General features: G+C 40.5%; 14 protein-coding genes. 8 read left to right on the forward strand and 6 right to left on the reverse strand.

Annotated features, from left to right (window positions below; translation table 11 throughout):
- Positions 1–52: 52 nt before the first annotated feature.
- Positions 53–778: a S1C family serine protease gene (locus ACIR310F_RS22580; protein ID WP_051289650.1), complete on the reverse strand. Its 726-nt coding sequence runs from the start codon at positions 776–778 to the stop codon at positions 53–55.
- A 183-nt stretch (positions 779–961) separates the two neighbouring features.
- Here ACIR310F_RS22580 and ACIR310F_RS0113775 point away from each other — a divergent pair, with 183 nt between their 5' ends.
- From ACIR310F_RS0113775 to ACIR310F_RS0113785, 3 genes are all read left to right on the forward strand, one after another.
- Positions 962–3,364, forward strand: a complete 2,403-nt coding sequence (locus ACIR310F_RS0113775) for an endonuclease MutS2 (RefSeq protein WP_028084320.1) — start codon at positions 962–964, stop codon at positions 3,362–3,364.
- 138 nt (positions 3,365–3,502) lie between these two features.
- Positions 3,503–4,105: a DUF3038 domain-containing protein gene (locus ACIR310F_RS0113780; protein WP_028084321.1), complete on the forward strand. Its 603-nt coding sequence runs from the start codon at positions 3,503–3,505 to the stop codon at positions 4,103–4,105.
- Positions 4,106–4,168: 63 nt separating this feature from the next.
- Entirely contained in the window at positions 4,169–5,725 is a 1,557-nt protein-coding gene (locus ACIR310F_RS0113785; RefSeq protein ID WP_028084322.1) for a DUF4335 domain-containing protein, read from the forward strand.
- Between the two features lie 61 nt (positions 5,726–5,786).
- Here ACIR310F_RS0113785 and ACIR310F_RS0113790 read toward each other — a convergent pair whose 3' ends face one another.
- The gene (locus ACIR310F_RS0113790) at positions 5,787–6,041 is read right to left on the reverse strand and encodes a hypothetical protein (RefSeq protein ID WP_155963814.1); all 255 of its coding nucleotides are present in this window, start codon (positions 6,039–6,041) and stop codon (positions 5,787–5,789) included.
- A gap of 146 nt (positions 6,042–6,187) precedes the next feature.
- Complete coding sequence (locus tag ACIR310F_RS0113795; RefSeq protein ID WP_028084324.1) at positions 6,188–6,568, reverse strand: DUF1830 domain-containing protein; 381 nt, start codon at positions 6,566–6,568, stop codon at positions 6,188–6,190.
- 575 nt (positions 6,569–7,143) lie between these two features.
- On the opposite strand from ACIR310F_RS0113795, the gene ACIR310F_RS0113800 reads away from it, so the two are divergent.
- Genes ACIR310F_RS0113800 through ACIR310F_RS0113810 form a run of 3 tightly spaced genes read left to right on the forward strand, consistent with a single transcriptional unit; the run spans position 7,144 to position 10,820 of the window.
- Entirely contained in the window at positions 7,144–8,709 is a 1,566-nt protein-coding gene (locus ACIR310F_RS0113800; RefSeq protein ID WP_028084325.1) for a photosystem II high light acclimation radical SAM protein, read from the forward strand.
- Positions 8,710–8,769: 60 nt separating this feature from the next.
- Positions 8,770–10,188, forward strand: coding sequence for a DICT sensory domain-containing protein (locus tag ACIR310F_RS0113805; protein WP_028084326.1), 1,419 nt, complete (start codon positions 8,770–8,772; stop codon positions 10,186–10,188).
- On the forward strand, positions 10,185–10,820 hold the full coding sequence (locus tag ACIR310F_RS0113810; RefSeq protein ID WP_028084327.1) for a pentapeptide repeat-containing protein: 636 nt from the start codon (positions 10,185–10,187) through the stop codon (positions 10,818–10,820). Before ACIR310F_RS0113805 ends, ACIR310F_RS0113810 begins: the two co-directional genes overlap by 4 nt.
- Before the next feature lie 471 nt (positions 10,821–11,291).
- Here the strand turns inward: ACIR310F_RS0113810 and ACIR310F_RS0113815 are convergent, their stop codons facing one another.
- A complete protein-coding gene (locus ACIR310F_RS0113815; RefSeq protein WP_028084328.1) occupies positions 11,292–11,714 on the reverse strand; it encodes a HEPN domain-containing protein in 423 nt (140 codons plus the stop codon).
- Positions 11,707–11,979 carry a nucleotidyltransferase domain-containing protein gene (locus tag ACIR310F_RS0113820; RefSeq protein ID WP_231387546.1) on the reverse strand — a complete coding sequence of 91 codons (273 nt, stop codon included), beginning with the start codon at positions 11,977–11,979 and terminating at the stop codon, positions 11,707–11,709. Before ACIR310F_RS0113820 ends, ACIR310F_RS0113815 begins: the two co-directional genes overlap by 8 nt.
- A gap of 238 nt (positions 11,980–12,217) precedes the next feature.
- Between ACIR310F_RS0113820 and ACIR310F_RS27380 the strand changes: the two genes are divergently transcribed.
- Entirely contained in the window at positions 12,218–12,475 is a 258-nt protein-coding gene (locus tag ACIR310F_RS27380) for an SMP-30/gluconolactonase/LRE family protein (RefSeq protein WP_269208375.1), read from the forward strand.
- A 7-nt stretch (positions 12,476–12,482) separates the two neighbouring features.
- Positions 12,483–13,145, forward strand: coding sequence for an SMP-30/gluconolactonase/LRE family protein (locus ACIR310F_RS22585; protein WP_269208376.1), 663 nt, complete (start codon positions 12,483–12,485; stop codon positions 13,143–13,145).
- Positions 13,146–13,583: 438 nt separating this feature from the next.
- Here the strand turns inward: ACIR310F_RS22585 and ACIR310F_RS0113830 are convergent, their stop codons facing one another.
- A complete protein-coding gene (locus ACIR310F_RS0113830) occupies positions 13,584–14,507 on the reverse strand; it encodes a DUF2887 domain-containing protein (RefSeq protein WP_028084330.1) in 924 nt (307 codons plus the stop codon).
- Between the last annotated feature and the right edge of the window lie 66 nt (positions 14,508–14,573).

A 14,573-nucleotide genomic window follows, 5' to 3' on the forward strand; every position in this document is an offset into this window, starting at 1 on the left:
TTGCAAATAAATAGACTAGAAGCCTATACTAATCTCAATTCTCAACAGACTATTAGCGCCGTAAACGGGAAATATTTCCCTGACGAATTGCTGTTAAGAAAGGTTGGATTTTATTTACCAGGATAGCAATACTAATACCACTGTTACTGCCATTTCTATCAAGTCGAATAGCAGTATTTACGCCAATAACTTGGGCTTGGGAATTGAGAAGTGGACCACCAGAATTACCAGGATTAATTCTAGCATCATGTTTAATGATACCATCTTGTTCGTCAAGATTGCTCAAAACACCAGCAGTAAAATTATTTTGATTGTCATAACCAAAGGGACTACCAATAGCATATACAGACTGTCCCACTTGGGCTGATTTTGCTAAAGATAATGTGGGTAAATTCTTCTGATTACGAATTTTAATGGCTGCTAAATCTAGACCATTTTTAGCAAAGCCAATTACGTCAGCAGGAAGTCGTTTACCGTCTTCTAAAATTACAGTCACGGTTGCAGGTGCATCTTGCAAAACGTGAGCATTGGTAATAATTAATCCGTCTCGACTCACGATAAAACCACTTCCAGAAGTTTTACCAGTGTTGATGTAAACTACAGCGGGACTGGCTTTTTGATAAACTTTAATTCGTGTTTGTTCTTCTGAATTTTGAGATATGATAGATTGAGAATAGTGATTTGCTGGGGTCAAAGCCAACCCATTCGGTGATCCTAGAGCCTGTACAGATAAGACAGCAAGCCCTGTAACTGCTATCAGATATGGTTTTCTGTTCATTGGTGAACTCGGTAGACGCTAAGGTATATGAGACTGTATTCTCCATATTATCCAGGATAAATGGAAAAACCTAGTCAATGTTACGATTTTTGTAACAAAAAAATCAGAAAAATTTTCTCCTGAAAAATCTAGTCTTTGAGCAACTAAAATTGTTACTATAATTTCAGATTAGTTGTTGAAACCTTGATTCAATCTGAAACCTTAGAATTACTAGAGTGGCCTCGACTGTGCCAGCACCTTTCTACCTTTGCGGCAACTAAGTTAGGGTCTATAGTTGCGCGTAACTTGCCCATTCCTGAAACTCAGGCAGAAAGTGAGCAGTTATTAGCGCAAACTAAAGAAGTTTATGAATTGGAAAGTCGTTTACATCCGGGATTATCTTTTGAGGGTATACAAGATATTGGTGATTCCCTAGAACGGGCTGTACTGCAAAGTATTTTACCAGGGGAGGAGCTTTTAGCGATCGCTACTACCCTAGCAGGTGCAAGAAATTTACGCCGTGTTATTGATAATCAGGAAAATATCCCGGTTTTAAACGATTTAGTCTCAGAATTGCGGACTTACCCGGAATTAGAGCAGGAAATTCACCGTTGTATTGACGAACGTGGGCAAGTTACTGACCGTGCTAGTCAGAAAATGGGAGAAATTCGGGGGGAATTGCGGAAAGTTCGCAGCCAAATTACCCAAAAACTGCAAAATATTATCCAAGCAAAATCGGGAGCGGTTCAAGAGCAGTTAATTACACAAAGAGGCGATCGCTTTGTTATACCTGTAAAAGCTCCGCAAAAGGACGCAATCCCCGGTATTGTTCACGATACCTCTACCAGTGGCGCAACTCTATATATAGAACCTAATAGTGTTGTACCATTGGGTAATCAACTACGTCAAATTATTAAAAAAGAACAAACTGAAGCGGAAGCAATTCGCCGGAATTTAACGGAAAAGGTAGCAGAAGTTACACCAGATTTAGAAAGATTATTAGCCATTGTCACCACTTTAGACCTAGCGGTAGCAAAATCACGTTATAGTTTCTGGATAGGTGCTAACCCGCCACGCTTTGTCAATCCTCAAGAAAATGAAATTATTACCTTGCGGAATCTGCGCCACCCATTGTTAGTTTGGCAACAGCAGCACGAACAGGGAAATCCAGTAGTACCAGTAGATTTATTGATTAGTCCTCAAATCCGGGTAGTCACAATTACAGGACCAAATACTGGGGGAAAAACGGTAACTTTAAAAACTTTGGGATTAGCGGCGGTTATGGCCAAGGTAGGTTTATTTATTCCCGCCCGTGAACCGGTGGAAATGCCTTGGTTTAGGCAAATTTTAGCCGATATTGGTGATGAACAGTCGTTACAACAGAGTTTATCTACTTTTTCTGGACATATTCGCCGCATTAGTCGAATTTTAGAGGCATTAGAACCTGAAAAAAATGATTTTTCCCCTTTAGCAATTAATTACCAATCTCTGGTATTACTTGATGAAGTGGGTGCAGGTACAGATCCAGCGGAGGGAAGTGCGTTAGCGATCGCTTTACTCAAATATCTCGCTAATCATACCCAATTAACTATGGCTAGTACGCACTTTGGCGAACTTAAAGCACTCAAATACGAAGATCCTCGCTTTGAAAATGCGTCCGTAGAATTTGACGAAACTACTCTGTCACCGACTTATCGTTTGTTGTGGGGTATTCCCGGACGTTCCAACGCCCTGAGTATTGCTTTACGGTTAGGGTTAAAGCCGGAAGTGGTAGCAGAAGCCAAAACCCAAGTCGGGGAAGCTACGGACGAAGTAAATCAAGTTATTGCGGGTTTAGAAGCCCAACGCCGTAGCCAGGAAACCAAAGCCGCAGCAGCCCAAAGTTTATTACGTCAAGCGGAACGCTTGTATAAAGAAGTTTCTGACAAAGCTGCTGCGTTAGAGGCCAGAGAAAAAGATTTACGTGCTTCCCAAGAAATCGCTGTTCAACAAGCAATTAGCCAAGCGAAAGGGGAAATTGCTCAAGTTATCCGCCGCTTACAACAGGGGACACCCAACGCCCAAGATGCCCAACAGGCCACCGCCAGCATTAATCAAATTGCCCAAAAATACGAACCTGCACCCCAACCCAAAATTCAACCTGGTTTTATGCCTAAAGTGGGCGATCGCGTGCGGATTCCCAAATTAGGTCAAACTGCTGAAGTTTTGACAATTCCCGACGTTGAAGGCAATTTTAGCGTACGCTTTGGTTTGATGAAAATGACCGTACAACTGCAAGATATAGAGTCACTAGATGGACAAAAACCAGAACCAGTAGTTAAACCTAAAACAACCCCATCTGTAATTGTACCAACACCACCAGCCCCAGCCATTCGTACCTCTAAAAATACTGTAGATTTGCGCGGAAAAAGAGTAGCTGATGCTGAATATATCTTAGACAAAGCCATTTCCGAAGCCCCAGGACCCTTATGGATTATTCATGGACACGGTACTGGTAAACTCAAGCAAGGGGTTCACGCTTTTTTGCAACAACACCCTAGAGTTACTCACTACGAACCAGCCGAACAAGCTGACGGTGGTAGTGGTGTTACTATTGCTCATATATAAAACAGGGAGCGGGGGAGGTAGGGGAGGTAGGGGAAGTAAGGGAAGTAGGGGAAGCAGGAGTAAATAATAATTTATTTAGATGTTGAATCACAACTGACAACTGACAACTGACAACTGACAACTGACCACTGACAAAATATGCTAAAAGTTATGCACTCAACCGCTAATTCTGCCATACCAAAATCACCTTGGGAGGATTTAACCCAAATCCCAGCCCCAAGTACAATACAATGGGAAAATATCAAAACTCAGTTAGACTTGGCATTACTGGCGCTAGAAACCCTAACTGGTATTGGTTCAGAAGCAATGCTATCCGCCGCAGTTAGTCTTAATTTAGAATCCAAAATACCAGATCGGGTGGCATTATGGCGATTACGTCAATCAAATCCTCTTCGCAAAGGCCAAGGGGGACGGAAAAAGTTAGATGTCGAGGAAGCGCGATCGCTCGTACTAATTATTTGCTATCTTGCTAAACAACATCAAGAATTAATTCGTCGCGCTGTAGGTTTATTGGAACAAGTGACAGCAAATAACCAGAAACCCCACCAAACTGCTTTATTAGGAGATTATATAGATGGTTTTTGTAATACTTACCAAGAGCGTATGGAAGAAGAGGTCATAACCTCAATAGACTTACTTACGAAATTAGCCCTCAAATTGTTAATAAATTTACTTTTTTATAGTGCTGCTGGTGGACACCGGCGTTTGTGGTTAGCACTAATAGACATTTCCCCAAAATAAGCTTTAATTTTCGATTTTCAGCCTAAAATCCGAAATTCCCTATTTTTTCCTTCGCAATTTGTTATGTCTTCATCAAATTCCGTCATTCGTCGCTATACCGCCCCCACTTGTACCCTGGAAATTTGGGCGCAAAATTCATCTTTGTCCCGTTGGGCGGAAAGAAATGTGATTAGAGATTTGAGTTTTCGGCTAGAATTTGATCACTCAGGACTATCAGCAGACTCTCAAATCCTGATTCAGGGTGATAATCGGCAGTTAGAAGTTTTATGTGATACTGTTACCAGTTACGTCCAAAAAATTATCCAAGCATCTGCCGTAGATTTGAGTGATAGTTTATCAAATACAGATCATGATAATAGAATATTAGAGCCAGAATCACAAAATGTTCTCACATCTGTCCTTTCTACCCCAACTCTACCATCCCTTAACGAGCAAACGCCCGATGCAAAAGTTTATTTAGAACCTAGTCATAATTTAACTCATAAACTGTTTCTTGGTGATCTTGCTAACCAGACATCCGGATCTGTGATTGAATTAAGTTTACTACAATTATTTGATTTGGCAACGGCAATAGATGAATACTCATCTAATATGATGGTCTTACCAACTATCAGCCCTGAAACTACTCGCTCCAGTTTACCTCAATGGCTTCCCATAGCCGCAGTTTTGGTAGTAGCTGCCAGTTTAACCCCATTTACCTGGCAATATGCCCAGAAAATTCAACAAAATCAGCAGAAAATAGCCAAAAACAACCACACTGACCCCGAAAAAGTTAAAGAACTTTCCCCTACCATTGCAGATACTCTGCCAACACCACCAGTAAATTTAAACACACCTGGAATACCGCTAATACCACCACTAGCCAATTCTACCATACCCTCAGCACCCCTTTCTTTGCCCAATGGAACTATCCCAGCCGCACCAAAAACATCACCTCAACCTGTATTAACTATACCACCTAATACTTTGTCTTATCCGGTTACTCCACAAGTTCCTATCAATATAGTACCTAATCCCCCAGGCAATTCTTCAGGTATTACTGCTAAAAGTGTAATTAATAGCACTAAGCCCAAGAATTTACCCTCTACTAAAAATAATATTCCCTCGAGTGTTTACACACCACCACCGTCTATTGACAGTATTCCTAACGAGAGTTTTAGCAGTGTTCCTAACACACTTCCTAGTCTTTATCCTCCGGAATTAAAGCAGGATACTGTAGGAATTACTACTCAAAATCAGGACTCTCTACCCAAAAATAATGATAATTTAGTCAGCAGATTAAGGTCTGCAACTAAAACTACTTCAGGGACACAAGCTAGTAATAATAAGACTTTATTTGATACGAGTCAAATCGCAGAAGCGAGAGAATATCTAAATAAGCGTTGGCAACCTCCCACTGGATTAGATCAAACTTTGGAATATAGTTTAACATTGGGTGTTGATGGAACTATCGAAAGAATTGAACCTTTAAATCCATCTGCCAGACAATATATTGATAGTAGTGGTATTCCCGAAATTGGTAAACCTTTTGTTTCTAGTAATAAATCTGGACAAAGCCTAAAAATACGAGTTGTCCTGAGTCCTGATAGTAGGGTGCAAACATTCCCAGAAACACCTTGACGCTTCCCACCCGTTATGTAGCGGAGATTCTACATTGAGAATACCCTAGATCCTAGTCATACTAGTATTGAGAACTAATCTGGCTAGATGTTGTGGTGCGGGCATCTTGCCCGCTATAATGATAGAAATATTGAGGACTAATCTGGCTAGATGTTGTGGTGCGGGCATCTTGTCCGCTATAATCATAGAAATATTGAGGACTAATCTGGCTAGATGTTGTGGTGCGGGCATCTTGCCCGCTATAATGATAGAAATATTGAGGACTAATCTGGCTAGATGTTGTGGTGCGGGCATCTTGCCCGCTATAATCATACAAATTAAATGCAGTACAGCTTAGTGAGGACTAAAGTCCTCACTTGGAGACGCTACGCGAACAAAATTGAGGTTAAAGCCTCGGCTACCAACAAAAAATTATATTTCTTGTGACAATTGTATAAATCCTGAATCTTTACCTCCAGATGTCTATTCAACTATTTGCAAGGGTTTTGTCGTATCTACATTTTTTTTATTAATTTCCGACCCCACTGAATGACTATTAGTAAGATTTATTTCTAAGGATGAGTTATTTTGTTCTTCATCACCACTAAGTTCATTGACAACGAGGCGATCGCAGGGAATGGTATCTGATATAATAGCACTGGCCATCATTCCTGTGTGAATTTCCATTTGTGCCTCTTTAGGAACTTCAAATACTAGTCTTTGTCCGGGGAATACTACCCTTTCAAAGTACCAGTTAGGAATATTGGCAATACGAGCCACCTGGATCTTACTTGTGGCATTAACGTAGCAGCAGAGAATTTTCCCCGAATGCTCCGGTGGTAGAGGATCTAATATCTGAGCCATAACTGGTGGTAAGCTGATTTACGCCACAATTTTATTTTAGTTATGTCAACCTAACACTGGATGATCCCCTGTTACTGTAACTGCGACTACCATCTGCGATTTTCTGCATTATTTATATCTAAAGTTATATCTAGTTTATAAAATTTTTGTAAATAAATCTATCTTTTGTTGATAAAATCCGTCATAAATAAAAATATGGCTTTTGTTCTGGGTAGAACTGCTGTCAATTCTTTTTAGCTAAGAATTTCAGCCGTTACTCCCTGAACTTTAACCACCTTGATAAATGTAAATATTTGTGACATCTATCTCCCATGAATCCCAGCAGCAAGTCATTCCTCAATTCATCAACTCAATGTTATGGTGAATGTATATGAAAATTTTGTTCATAAACCGCCTTCTATAATAAGCAAATTTTATGCAGTCCAGTTTTCAGTTTTTTGTGTAACACAAAATAACTGCAATGTCAAGGACAATCCTGATTAAGTCATATAACTTTTGACTCTTGACTCTTGACTCCCGCTGGAACGGTACTAATCTTTCCCTCAACAACGGTAAGCAGTGCAGTTAAACCCGGTATGAACCCAACTAAAATTCTCTATGTTCGTCTTCCCTGTAACCCTATCTTTCCCATTGGGGTTGTCTATCTTTCAGATCATGTTCACAAACTATTTCCCAGTGTAGAACAGCGGATTTTTGACTTAGGTACAATCCCACCTGTAGATTATACTTCCGCTCTAGACCGATCTATTGATGAATTTAAACCCACACTATTAGTCTTTTCTTGGCGAGATATTCAAATTTACGCGCCAGTAGGAGGACGAGGCGGAAATCCTCTGCAAAACGCTTTTGAATTTTACTACGCTAAAAACCCATTTATCAAATTACGTGGTGCTTTGGGCGGGTTAAGAATTTTTATAGCTTATTATGTAGAGTTATGGCGTAATCTCGGTTTGGTTAAACGGGGTTTAAAACGCGCCCAAAAATATCAGTCTCAAGCCCGTGTAGTCTTGGGTGGTGGGGCTGTGAGTGTATTCTATGAACAGTTGGGTAAAAGTTTACCTAGGGGAACAATTATTTCTGTGGGTGAAGGAGAAACACTTTTAACAAAACTGTTGAATGGTGAAGATTTCCGCAATGAACGCTGTTATGTTGTGGGAGAAAATGCACCACGTCCACGCTTAATTCATGAACAACCCACACCCCTAGAAAAGACAGCTTGTAATTACGATTACATTGAGACTATTTGGCCGGAATTTAGTTATTACCTGCAAGAGCAGGATTTTTACATTGGTGTGCAAACTAAACGCGGTTGTCCCCATAATTGCTGTTATTGTGTTTATACTGTAGTTGAGGGTAAACAAGTCCGCATTAATCCCAGTGATGAAATTGTGGCAGAAATCCGAGAATTATACAATCGTGGTATCCGTAATTTCTGGTTTACAGATGCTCAGTTTATACCCGCACGCAAGTTTATTGATGATGCTGTGGAATTACTCCAGAAAATCGTTGATTCCGGGATGTCAGATATTCATTGGGCAGCATACATTAGAGCCGACAACTTAACACCGCAATTGTGTGAGTTGATGGTAAAAACAGGTATGAATTATTTTGAAATCGGTATTACTAGCGGTTCTCAAGAACTAGTCCGCAAAATGCGAATGGGTTATAATTTACGAACTGTTTTGCAGAATTGTCGTGATTTAAAAGCTGCCGGTTTTAATGATGTAGTTTCTGTTAATTATTCTTTTAATGTCATTGATGAACGTCCCGAAACTATTCGGCAAACTATAGCATATCACAGGGAATTAGAACAGATTTTTGGGGTTGATAAAGTTGAACCCGCTATTTTCTTTATTGGACTACAACCCCACACCCATTTAGAGGAATATGCTTTTAAAGAGGATATTCTGAAACCGGGTTATGATCCGATGAGTTTAATGCCTTGGACCGCTAAAAAGCTTTTATGGAATCCTGAACCTCTGGGTTCTTTCTTTGGTGAAGTCTGCTTACAAGCTTGGCGACAAAATCCCAACGATTTTGGACGGGAAGTGATGAATATTTTAGAAGCCAAATTGGGGCGCGCTGATTTGGAAACGGCACTTTCTGCACCTATACCAGAAAAGCAGTTAGTGTCAATCTAAGTTTAGGTGATCAGAAATCACCGCTATACGGACTATTAAAACTCAAAAAACCCTAATTTCATGTTACAAGGTTCAATTCTCCAACAGTTAGAAGCTTCCCACCGCCATAGTTCGCGCCCAATTCATTTTGGGGTGTACTATAAGAATACCTTGGTTGCCCTCTGTCATGCTTTAGAAGACCATATTTTAACTAGAAATAATGCTCCTTTGGTAATTACGGCTTTCCAAGAGGGTAAATGGTATCTAGAAGAAGCGGTCAGATATGCAGATATCGCTCAACATAGCCAACAAATTGTTATTATGGCTGCTGCTGACGCTGGTTTTGCTGAACATCCCACTAGCCAGTTAAGTAATGTTAATCTGGTAGCATTGGCAACAGATGATCCGGTGGCTCAGGAATGGCATTTGATGATTTTATCACCAGATTACACAGCGATGGTAATTTGTCAAGAGTTATCCCCAGATGATTATGGGAGTGAGGGATTGCCAACTTCAGATTTAGAGCGGAAATTCTACGGTTTATGGACATTTGAGCCGGAATTAGTCCAGGAAACCGCAGAATTAGCGATCGCGCATATCAAAGACTATCATCCCGAATTAGCACTGAAACTTACTCAATATAAAGAGGCAATTCATACACATATATCTTCATCAGCGGATGTGGCTACCGTCGTAGCCCGTGTTGTTGATTACCTGAAAACAGGACAGGACAACTTATCTATTCCCGTAGCATCTCATCGAAAATCTCTGGATCGTAACTTGGTATCTAATGAAATCCAAGCATTTTTACGGATGGCGCAATTGATTGATCTGGCAGATATCAATCACCATGGTGTAGCCACGGAAGTAGCTTCTGTAGTAGAAACAATGGGGCAACTGTTAGATATACCTGCATGGCAAATTAAAAGATTACGTCTTGCGGCTTTGTTACATCGCATAGGTTCACTGCAAAACGTTGAGAGTCTGATTACTCCCAGTCACTTAACCACAGCTTATCCAGAAAAAGCACCTAGTTGTCCTCTGGCTTGTCCCCTCGTACCAGGAGCGCAAGCATTACGAATTATGCCACGATTACGGGCAATAGCACAAATTATCACCCATCAAACCGAATGGTGGAATGGAACAGGTGAACCTGCTGGTTTAGTCGGTGATGATATTCCTTTAGAATCACGAATTTTGTCACTAGCAGCAGAATTTATCAGACAAGTTAATCAGTATAAATATTTAGGTAAAAGCGAAGGGGAAATATTTTCCCAAGCTTTAGATCAGTGTCGGCAACAACAATCTACCCGCTTTGATCCTAAACTTTTAGATACCTTGACCTTATTAGTTATGGGCTTACAACAGGGACTTGATTTATCCGTGATCACACCGAAAGTCGGCGGCGGTTTGTGGTTACTTGATTCTCGTTGGGATAGCCACAGCAAAAGCAGTGAACAAATTTCATTATACAGCACACCAGGGAGAATTTACGGATGATTAGCAACAATAAACAACTTGCTGGCGCAAATTTAGAGGACGAGAATCTATCTTACTTAGATCTAAGAAAGATAAATTTAACAGGGGCGCATTTAGTAGGGACTAACTTTAGTGGTTCTCAATTGGAGGGTGGCCATTTTGCTGGAGCAAACTTAATGGGTGCAAATCTGCAACAAACTGACTTGCGGGCGAATTTAATGGGTGCAAATTTAATGCAAGCTGATTTGACCGGTGCAGATTTACGTGGTAGCAATTTGAGGGGTAGTAACTTGATGGGAGCAATCCTGAATGATGCGTCTTTAGCTGGTGCTTTTTTAAGTGGCGCTAATTTGATGGGTGTAAATTTACAAAGTAGTGATTTACGATGTGCAGATTTACGAGGTGCTAATTTAACGGGGGCTAATCTCAAATGTGCAGACTTAAGCGGTGCAGATTTGCGAGGGGCTTTACTGAATGAAGCGAATCTTGAAGAAGCTGATTTGCGAGGGGCAAACTTAGCAGGAGCGGATTTAAATGGAGCGAATTTACTTTGTGCGGAATTAGATGCTGTGAAGTTAAATGGCGCAAGTTTAGATAAGGTATGTATGGTGGGTACAGTTTTAAAAACTAGTACCGAATATATGGTAAAATAGTTTATCTGTTTTTCTATGCTTATTTACATTTTGGTAAATAAGGGATTTGTATAAGCACTGCTGCGGGGGGTTCTACTGAGGGTTTGTAACAGTTGTGGTTTTTGTATCTCACTCAAGTAATAACCGTATTTCGGTTACTGCAAATACAATAGTTTTCTCTTATAATTCTAAGCTTTAACATTAGACCTCTGGCAAAATTAATTTTATGTTATGATTGGGGGTTGTGTTAATTTTAGATAAAAGTTAGAGTTACACGGCTATGGTGTTCTTTGCGATCGCAAAGAACACCAAAAATACATAAAACCTAAAACCTCCTATCGTACCACAGAAACAATTGTGCAAGAGGTCTATTAGCCTAATGTCAAGAATATCGTAAGTGACTTTTGTGAATGAAAAGGAAGTTTAGATTAGCTTGGCTGGTTTTGGCGATCATGTTTGGGTTAGCGGGCATAATTCCCATTAACATAGGAATTACTTTTTACCAAACTCACTCTCAAATTCACTTGGCAATTTTTGAATAACAAATTCTAGAACTGAAGCAGCCATCTCCAACGCCTCCTCAGCTTCGTATCTTTCCGGCTCAATCGCATCTCCTGGATAGCGGAATTCTGTCGCATAAGGGGTCAAGGTATCAGCCACATCTTTGAGATCCTGAAAACCCGGTTCAGACAATGAACACATATCTAACAAAACATCCAAATCATGGGTTTTTCTGACTGCCCGCTCTTGATATGTCAAATAAGCCTTTAATGCCTTTTCAGCAGCTTGTTGACAATGGTAAACAACTGCATCCAAAAGAGATTCTTCATTTTTAATTAGCACATAGGCGGCCTTTAAATCTCGCTGGCTCTTGATTAACCACTGTCTAGTTTCTGCAAATTTTGCATCATCCATACAGGAGTTTACCTTGACGGATTATCTGATTGACTAGTGAGTTTGCTACACTAGCCTTGAGTTCAACTTCTGAGCGGGTCATCACCAGAATATCTTTTGGGATACCAATACCGCGCAAGGCCTTATATGCATGACGCGCTCGACGATAGCGAGGTTCATCTGATTTTGATATTATCACCAATAAGTCAACATCGCTATCCTCTGTCGGTTCACCGTAAGCATAGGAGCCGAAGAGAAAAATCTGTTCTGGTTCGAGTGCAGTCACAAGCCGATGAGTAATTTCATTTAGAAACTCAGTGCTTAAATGCCTTACAGCCATATAATTTAACTTATAAGAAGATGAGCTAAGAACCCCGGAATTGATGCCTAAAAATCCCAAAAATTTTTGGGTATGAATGTCTTTTAAGCCGGGGATTTATTCCCCAGTGATAAGTTGATCATATTTGATGTTATCATCTCAATTGAGAGTAGGGGAGTGTCAATAGTTCGATTCTTAATTGGAAATGGTGAAAATTTTGATGGACTGGCTTAAATCTGAAAAATACCAACTTAATAATGTTTTAGCAGCACGTTCTCGTTTGGGAGAAGGACCCGTTTGGGACTCAACTAAAGGTCTGCTTTATTGGGTGGATATATATAACCATAGGGTAAATCAATTTGATCCCACAACTGGACAGAACCTTTTTTTTGATGTGGGAGATGTCGTCGGTTCGATAGCGAACTGCTTGCAGCAGCGCTTACGCTATCGCAGGTCAAGATAGACTCATTATGGCACAACGCCATGGATTAGCGTTTTTGCATCTTCAAACAGGGGAGATAACTCCAATTATACCAATTGAAGCGGATATGACAGACAATCGCTTTAATGACGGTAAATGCGATCGCCAAGGTCGTTTCTGGTTTGGTTCTATGTGTCCAGGTAAAAATCAGGGTAGCCTTTATCGGTATGATCCTGATGGTTCATTGCATTTAATGGAAACAGGATTAACCATTGCCAATGGTTTGGGGTGGAGTCCAGATGAAAATATTTTTTATTTAACCGATTCTGCTCAACAAAAGATATATGCTTACAACTTTGAAGCAGCAACAGGTAGAATTAGCGATCGCCATATTCTGGTAGACTTAGCTGGTGAGTCTTTTTATCCTGACGGTCTGACTGTAGATAGTGAAGGGAATATCTGGTCAGCAATGTGGGATGGTTGGTGCGTAATTCGTTTTAATTCTCAGGGAGAGGAAACCTTACGGATACCTTTACCTCTGCAACGTCCGACAAGTTGTACTTTTGGTGGTCAGGATTTGCAGACGCTTTATATTACGACAGCTTCGGTTGGTTTAAGTGAGGAAGAAATTCAGAAAAGTTTCTACTCTGGCGATTTATTTGCTCTCCAGACTGATATAACTGGATTACCTACTGATAATTTTAGGCTTTAAGATTAGCCTAATGTCAAGAATATGGTAAGTGACTTTTGTGAATGAAAAGGAAAGCGATTCCTACGGAGAGCTTCGCTATCGCTCTTGCAAAAATCGCACAAACGAGGATAGCAAACTGCTTGCAGCAGCACTGACGCGATCGCTATGAGTAGTTTTTTTAGAAAAGGTAAGTATAGATGAGTATGCCTGGTTTTAGCGATCGCTCTAGTACAACACAGCGTCAATAAGATCACCATTAAAAGCTACGAAAATTTGATTGCTTACAAGGCTTAAAAATGGTTGATTCACTTACACCGCACGGTAATAGGTCTATTCAGCATAATTCTTGCAAAAATTGCTATCGCCTCAGCGCTGGTGCCAGCAGTTTCCTCGGAGGAAGAAATCAATTTCCCGCCTGGATCAGGTTAAAATCCTTATTCAATTCAGCAAGGTAGATGATCACTTCAGATTCTCCTGGTTACTTAACCAAGTATCTATGTCTGTGGGGTTGATAAAATCAAGGAGGACTTCTCCTAATGCTTCAAGCATGGGAACGGATAAAGCGCGAATTTGGCTTTCTTGATTTGGGGTCATTACTCCAAAACGACGTTTTAACTGACGGATAATCAGTTTCGCTTCCCCTTCCTGTGTGCCTTCCTCTCTACCCTCAAGTCTACCCTCCTGTATACCCTCAAGTCTACCCTCCTGTATACCCTCAAGTCTACCCTCCTGTATACCTAATTGGAAAACATCTCGATAAAAACGGGTTTGAGTAATATCAGCGGTTTTTAGGTTTAGCATTTTTAATATTTCCTCCAAACTCAGGTTAGGGAATTTGTTTACCAGTATAGCTTCAACTAAATCAAGTTTTTGTCTAAATTCTGGTTGACTTTTGCTACTTTCTAGTAGGTTTTGAGCAGCTTGAACGGTTTTTGTTTTCGGTAGGATAATCAATTGCAGTAATGCTAAATTGGGACTTAGGGGATTTTGATGTAGTAGGTCTTGTAGGTAAAGTCTTTGGACTTGGTTATCTAACTGGAATTGGTAAGGAATTTCTGAACCCAGGTCATGACCACGGGATTTGAGAATTAGCAATCCTCGCCAGGGTCTGATAATTTTATACTGTTTAAGATAAAGGTAAATTTCGGCAAAGTAGCGTCCATAAAAGTCTGGATCTGGTTGCATTTGCGCTTCTAGAAAGACTAGGGGGAGGTTGGGGTCATTTTTTACGGGTGTTAAAATCCCATCATGACGAAATTCCTGTTCTTTAATGACTGGCGCTGAGTAATCGAATTGACAATCTGGGGGGATGCCGGGGAGGAGTTCGGCGAGAAGACCTGGTTGATTGAGAAATATGCGGTAAAATAGCTTATCGGTCTTCATGCCTATTTACATTTGAAAATATGAGCGATCGCGTCAGCGCTGCTACTACTGGCAGCGCTGACGCGA

The sequence above is a fragment of the Dolichospermum circinale AWQC310F genome (assembly GCF_000426925.1).
Classification (GTDB): domain Bacteria; phylum Cyanobacteriota; class Cyanobacteriia; order Cyanobacteriales; family Nostocaceae; genus Dolichospermum; species Dolichospermum circinale.

What these genes read in the sequence shown, in the direction of transcription:
- ACIR310F_RS0113785 (WP_028084322.1), top strand. Translation starts at nt 4,169, where the DNA reads ATGTCTTCATCAAATTCCGTCATTCGTCGCTATACCGCCCCCACTTGT.
- ACIR310F_RS0113830 (WP_028084330.1), bottom strand. Translation starts at nt 14,507, where the DNA reads ATGAAGACCGATAAGCTATTTTACCGCATATTTCTCAATCAACCAGGT.
- ACIR310F_RS0113800 (WP_028084325.1), top strand. Translation starts at nt 7,144, where the DNA reads ATGAACCCAACTAAAATTCTCTATGTTCGTCTTCCCTGTAACCCTATC.
- ACIR310F_RS0113805 (WP_028084326.1), top strand. Translation starts at nt 8,770, where the DNA reads ATGTTACAAGGTTCAATTCTCCAACAGTTAGAAGCTTCCCACCGCCAT.
- ACIR310F_RS0113780 (WP_028084321.1), top strand. Translation starts at nt 3,503, where the DNA reads ATGCTAAAAGTTATGCACTCAACCGCTAATTCTGCCATACCAAAATCA.
- ACIR310F_RS0113810 (WP_028084327.1), top strand. Translation starts at nt 10,185, where the DNA reads ATGATTAGCAACAATAAACAACTTGCTGGCGCAAATTTAGAGGACGAG.
- ACIR310F_RS0113815 (WP_028084328.1), bottom strand. Translation starts at nt 11,714, where the DNA reads ATGGATGATGCAAAATTTGCAGAAACTAGACAGTGGTTAATCAAGAGC.
- ACIR310F_RS0113795 (WP_028084324.1), bottom strand. Translation starts at nt 6,568, where the DNA reads ATGGCTCAGATATTAGATCCTCTACCACCGGAGCATTCGGGGAAAATT.
- ACIR310F_RS22585 (WP_269208376.1), top strand. Translation starts at nt 12,483, where the DNA reads ATGGCACAACGCCATGGATTAGCGTTTTTGCATCTTCAAACAGGGGAG.
- ACIR310F_RS22580 (WP_051289650.1), bottom strand. Translation starts at nt 778, where the DNA reads ATGAACAGAAAACCATATCTGATAGCAGTTACAGGGCTTGCTGTCTTA.
- ACIR310F_RS27380 (WP_269208375.1), top strand. Translation starts at nt 12,218, where the DNA reads ATGGTGAAAATTTTGATGGACTGGCTTAAATCTGAAAAATACCAACTT.